This window comes from Pseudomonas sp. NPDC088885 (genome assembly GCF_044750025.1).
In the GTDB taxonomy this organism is placed as follows: domain Bacteria; phylum Pseudomonadota; class Gammaproteobacteria; order Pseudomonadales; family Pseudomonadaceae; genus Aquipseudomonas; species Aquipseudomonas rustica.
Window position 1 is genome coordinate 1 of the sequence record NZ_JBIVJB010000171.1, and the last position, 4,811, is coordinate 4,811.

Consider the following 4,811-nt stretch of genomic DNA (forward strand, 5'->3'; position numbering starts at 1 on the left):
AACACCGCCAACGCCCAGCAAGTGTTCAGCACCTGCGCAGCGATCGGTGGCAGCAACTGGGATCACTCGGCGCTGATCAAAGGTCTGGAGCACATTTCGGCCCTGCCGAATCGCTGGTGCTGGAAGACGTCGCCAGTCCTGTCGCGAAGAAGAACGAAATCCTGCTGGACGTGCACGCCGCCGGGGTCAACTTCCCCGACACGCTGATCATCGAGGGCAAGTATCAATTCAAGCCGCCCTTCCCGTTTTCGCCGGGTGGCGAAGCGGCGGGCGTGGTGCGCGAAGTTGGGGAAAAGGTCAGCCATCTCAAGGTCGGCGACCGCGTCATGGCCCTGACCGGCTGGGGCAGCTTCGCCGAACAGGTCGCGGTGCCGGGCTATAACGTTCTGCCGATTCCGCCGTCGATGGACTTCAACATCGCCGCCGCTTTCAGCATGACTTACGGCACCTCGATGCACGCGCTCAAGCAACGCGCCAACCTGCAGCCGGGCGAAACCCTGCTGGTGCTCGGTGCATCCGGCGGTGTCGGCCTGGCTGCCGTGGAAATCGGCAAAGCCATGGGCGCCCGTGTTATCGCCGCCGCCAGCAGCGCCGAGAAACTCGCCGTGGCCAAGGCTGCCGGCGCTGACGAACTGATCAACTACAGCGAAGCCAGCCTCAAGGACGAAATCAAACGCCTCACCGACGGCCAGGGCGCTGACGTGATCTACGATCCGGTCGGCGGCGATCTGTTCGATCAAGCCATCCGCGCCATCGCCTGGAACGGCCGCCTGCTGGTCGTCGGCTTCGCCAGCGGGCGCATCCCCGAGCTGCCAGTCAACCTCGCCCTGCTCAAAGGCGCGGCGGTACTCGGCGTGTTCTGGGGCTCCTTCGCTCAACGCCAGCCACAGGACAACGCGGCGAACTTTCAACAATTGTTCGGCTGGTTTGCCGAGGGCAAGTTGAAACCGTTGGTGTCGCAGGTGTATCCGCTGAGCAATGCGGCGCAGGCGATCAATGACCTTGGGCAGCGCAAGGCTGTGGGCAAGGTTGTGGTGCAGGTTCGCTGAAACCACACTGTCATTCAGGCCAGTACCGCTGATGCCGCGTTACTGGCCGTTTCATTTCTCACCTTGAAACCCCCTGCCTACCACACTCTACAAAGTTGTTTGGCGGTAACTATCTACCGCGACACTGCCCGTGGCGCTGCTTAGATTTACATCACAATAACTCTCGAATCTCCGCCGGCAAATAGGTCACGTATTTTCGTGTCGGATTGTCTCGACAGTTTCTGACGATGGTCGGAACGCGTCTATTCATCTTCGCAATCATCGCCAGACGTTGCTCATCCGACAATTGATGCTTGGTGAGTGAGTTTGAAAGATAGGCACGTGTATATTCAAAAACAGCCGAATCGACCCAGTCGAACTCGCTCATATTTCCAAGGTTTTCGTTAACGGCCCGGCATTTGACCGTTTTTAACCACTGATTGATATCCAGCGGCTGGTCTTCGAGGCGGAAGATCATTGGCGCAATGATTTCCTGTTGCTCAGGTTTATCACCTTCAACGTCCCAAGGTTTAAAACGCCACTGCGCGATCGCAACTCGAACGGCCTCGGCAAATTCAGGGTGAGTGCTTTCCTGAATACCGATCTCGCTGACTGAACCATCCGCGCTGGCGATGAAGCTAACCTTCACCTTGCCCGTTACTCCTGCCCTTTGCAGCTCTCGCGGATAAATCGGCTTGGGATTGTTTTCCGGTATCAAAAACACTTCTGAAGCCAGCGCAGAACCACCGATCACCAACAAAAACACCACAAAAAACCACCGCATGATTGCCCCCTTCCCTAGTGAGTTGTCCTATCCGGCAACAGCACAAAGGATACGGAGCAATGGCTTTTAACTGAACGGCGCAGCTTCGCCAATGCGTGCAGGACGTTTCTCTAATCCCGTCGGGAAACTGGGAGAACCCGCAGAGCGAATTAGCGAAGGTAATTTTTCCGACGGATGTTTAGCTACTTTATGGGCCCACAACATCCCCCGGCATCAAATGCTCCTGCACCTTCTCGCTACGCGACTCCACCAACTGCCCCTTGTCGTCAAAACGCAAAACAATCAGCCAGTCATAAACCCCCACCGGCCATTTCGGCTGGCCGATCAGTGCAGGGCCGTTGCCGCCGAATGCGCCGATGAGTTTGTTGATGTGGCCGTGGTGCCAGGCGATCAGGATGGTTTTTGCCTGATTGCTGTCGCGTAACTGGCTGACCAGTTTGTCGACGTCGTTATTGGCAAAGGGTTGTTCGATCGGCAGTTGCAGCCGTTGCGACAGCGGGATCAGTGTTTGCCGGGGGCGGATGCTTTGTGGGCTGTCGGCGGTGGCGATCAGGCGTTGCGGGATGAGTGTTTCGTCAGCCAGTTTCAGCGGGGTGAAATAGTCGGCGTACGCGGCGGCGCGTTGTTGGCCCTGGGCGTTGAGCTCTCGGCCCACGTCCGGTTTTTCCGCATGGCGGACGATCAGTACGGTGGTGTTGCGCAGCCCTGATGCGCCAGAACCGTGGGCGAAACTCAGCACCAGCACCGAAACGGTGACGACGGCCACCATCAGCAACCTCGGCAATAACCTGCGCACATTCGGGGCCATGTTTCATCTCTGCAATCAGTCATTCACTGAACGCGAGTCTAAGACACAACGCGCTGATCGCTACAAAAACGCCCTGTTCTTACAGCTGAGCGACAGGTTCGTAAAGGAACGTGCGACTTCCAACATTTTCCGCTGTTTTGCCGATGCGAACCGGTGCTATTTTCGGTAACGAAACTGTAACATTCGCATCCGCAGTCAAAACAAGAAATCTGGAGCTCTTGAATGTTTGCTTTCTTTCGCCCTGCCGCACATCAGGCTCCATTGCCTGAAGAACAAATAGACAGCACGTACCGACGCCTGCGCTGGCAGATCTTCGCCGGTATCTTCATTGGCTACGCGGGTTATTACCTGCTGCGCAAAAACTTCTCGCTGGCCATGCCGTACTTGATCGACGAAGGCTACAGCCGTGGCGATCTGGGTCTGGCGATGTCGGCGATTGCCATCGCGTATGGCTTGTCGAAATTCCTCATGGGCCTGGTGTCCGACCGCTCCAACCCACGCTTCTTCCTGCCGTTCGGCCTGTTGGTTTCGGCGGGCGTCATGTTTGTGTTCGGTTTCGCGCCTTGGGCAACGTCCAGCGTGACCATGATGTTCATTCTGCTGTTCATCAACGGCTGGGCCCAGGGCATGGGCTGGCCGCCGAGTGGACGGACGATGGTGCACTGGTGGTCGCAGAAAGAACGCGGCGGCGTGGTGTCCGTGTGGAACGTGGCGCATAACGTCGGCGGTGGCCTGATCGGCCCGCTGTTCCTGCTCGGCATGGGCCTGTTCAATGACTGGCACGCAGCGTTTTATGTACCGGCAGCGGTAGCGCTGGGCGTGGCGGTGTTTGCCTTCATCACCATGCGCGACACCCCGCAATCGGTCGGCCTGCCGCCGATCGAGAAGTACAAGAACGACTACCCGGAAGGCTACGACGCCAGCCACGAAGACGAATTCAGCGCCAAGGAAATCTTCGTCAAATACGTGCTGCGCAACAAAATGCTTTGGTACATCGCCATGGCAAACGTCTTCGTCTACCTGCTGCGCTACGGCGTGCTGGACTGGGCGCCGACCTACCTGAAGGAAGCCAAAGGCTTCACCGTCGACAAAACCTCGTGGGCGTACTTCTTCTACGAGTGGGCAGGTATTCCGGGCACGCTGCTGTGCGGCTGGATGTCGGACAAGATCTTCCGTGGCAACCGTGGCCTGACCGGCATGGTGTTCATGGCATTGGTGACTGTGGCGACGCTGGTTTACTGGCTGAACCCGGCCGGCAACCCGACCGTCGACATGATCGCGCTGGTCTCGATCGGCTTCCTGATCTACGGCCCGGTGATGTTGATCGGTTTGCAGGCACTGGAACTGGCACCGAAGAAAGCTGCCGGCACAGCGGCGGGTTTCACCGGTCTGTTCGGGTATCTCGGTGGCTCGGTCGCGGCCAGTGCGGCGATGGGCTACACCGTTGACCATTTCGGCTGGGACGGTGGTTTTGTCCTGCTGATCGGCGCGTGCCTGCTGGCGATGGCCTTCCTGGCCCCGACGCTATGGCACAAGCAAGTCGCCAGTCAGAGTCGCGAAGCGGTCGCCTGATCGCACTGTGACTGACAGCGCTTGAGCCGCGCCTCCAGATTTCGGTCTGGCATGGCGTGGCTGCGCAGGGCGTGTACGGTCTGCTCGACATAATCGCGAGTGGTGCCGTATCGCCCGCTGGCGCTTTCGAACACCTGACTCAGCACGTGATCCGGCAAGTTGCCGGCATAGCTGGGCAGGTGCCGCTCCAAGACAAATCCCAAAGCCTGCACCTGACTGCCATCTGCGAGCCGGCAGTTGAGCCAGTGTGGCCGATAGGACGGCACCGGCATCTCGCGTTTCCACAAGGCGTACAAAGCTGCATCGAGATTGTCTTCCGGCAAGCGATAAGCGAAGCCGCTGCATGAACCGCCGCGATCCAGACCAAATACCAGACCCGGCATTTCCGGCGTCCCGCGGTGCTCGTGCGACCACAGGTACAAGCCGCGATGGTAGCCGTGCACGCGTCCACGAACGCGCTCCACCGCTGAACACTCCGGCCGCCAGATCAGCGAACCGTAGGCGAACAGCCACACCGGCCCGCCCTTGTGGCGCGCCATGGTCGATTGCATGGAAGCGAGAAGTTGTTCGTGCGTCAGCTGCGGCCCAAGATCGAGCCGCGGAGGGTAATTCAGATTCA

5 protein-coding genes and 1 pseudogene are annotated in these 4,811 nt (G+C 58.8%); 3 read left to right on the forward strand and 3 right to left on the reverse strand.

Translation table 11 applies throughout. The features are described from left to right. Positions 1 to 99, forward strand: a pseudogene (locus ACIP1X_RS27770) (2-hydroxy-3-oxopropionate reductase); the annotation flags it as partial. Beyond that, positions 57 to 1,049, forward strand: a complete 993-nt coding sequence (locus ACIP1X_RS27775) for an NADPH:quinone oxidoreductase family protein (protein ID WP_400755870.1) — start codon at positions 57 to 59, stop codon at positions 1,047 to 1,049. The pseudogene ACIP1X_RS27770 and the gene ACIP1X_RS27775, both read left to right, overlap by 43 nt. 151 nt (positions 1,050 to 1,200) lie before the next feature. On the opposite strand, the gene ACIP1X_RS27780 is transcribed toward ACIP1X_RS27775, so the two are convergent. Both ACIP1X_RS27780 and ACIP1X_RS27785 read right to left on the reverse strand, forming a co-directional pair. Continuing rightward, positions 1,201 to 1,812: an energy transducer TonB gene (locus ACIP1X_RS27780; protein WP_400755867.1), complete on the reverse strand. Its 612-nt coding sequence runs from the start codon at positions 1,810 to 1,812 to the stop codon at positions 1,201 to 1,203. Between the two features lie 187 nt (positions 1,813 to 1,999). Then, entirely contained in the window at positions 2,000 to 2,620 is a 621-nt protein-coding gene (locus ACIP1X_RS27785; RefSeq protein WP_400755868.1) for a flagellar basal body-associated protein FliL, read from the reverse strand. Between the two features lie 222 nt (positions 2,621 to 2,842). Between ACIP1X_RS27785 and glpT the strand changes: the two genes are divergently transcribed. Beyond that, positions 2,843 to 4,192: a glycerol-3-phosphate transporter gene (gene glpT / locus ACIP1X_RS27790; RefSeq protein WP_053124897.1), complete on the forward strand. Its 1,350-nt coding sequence runs from the start codon at positions 2,843 to 2,845 to the stop codon at positions 4,190 to 4,192. Here glpT and ACIP1X_RS27795 read toward each other — a convergent pair. After that, the coding region (locus tag ACIP1X_RS27795; protein ID WP_400755869.1) for a gamma-glutamylcyclotransferase at positions 4,168 to 4,811 on the reverse strand (644 nt) is incomplete at its 5' end. The two genes, glpT and ACIP1X_RS27795, sit on opposite strands and share 25 nt — an antisense overlap.

What these genes read in the sequence shown, in the direction of transcription:
- ACIP1X_RS27785 (WP_400755868.1), bottom strand. Translation starts at nt 2,620, where the DNA reads ATGGCCCCGAATGTGCGCAGGTTATTGCCGAGGTTGCTGATGGTGGCC.
- ACIP1X_RS27780 (WP_400755867.1), bottom strand. Translation starts at nt 1,812, where the DNA reads ATGCGGTGGTTTTTTGTGGTGTTTTTGTTGGTGATCGGTGGTTCTGCG.
- glpT (WP_053124897.1), top strand. Translation starts at nt 2,843, where the DNA reads ATGTTTGCTTTCTTTCGCCCTGCCGCACATCAGGCTCCATTGCCTGAA.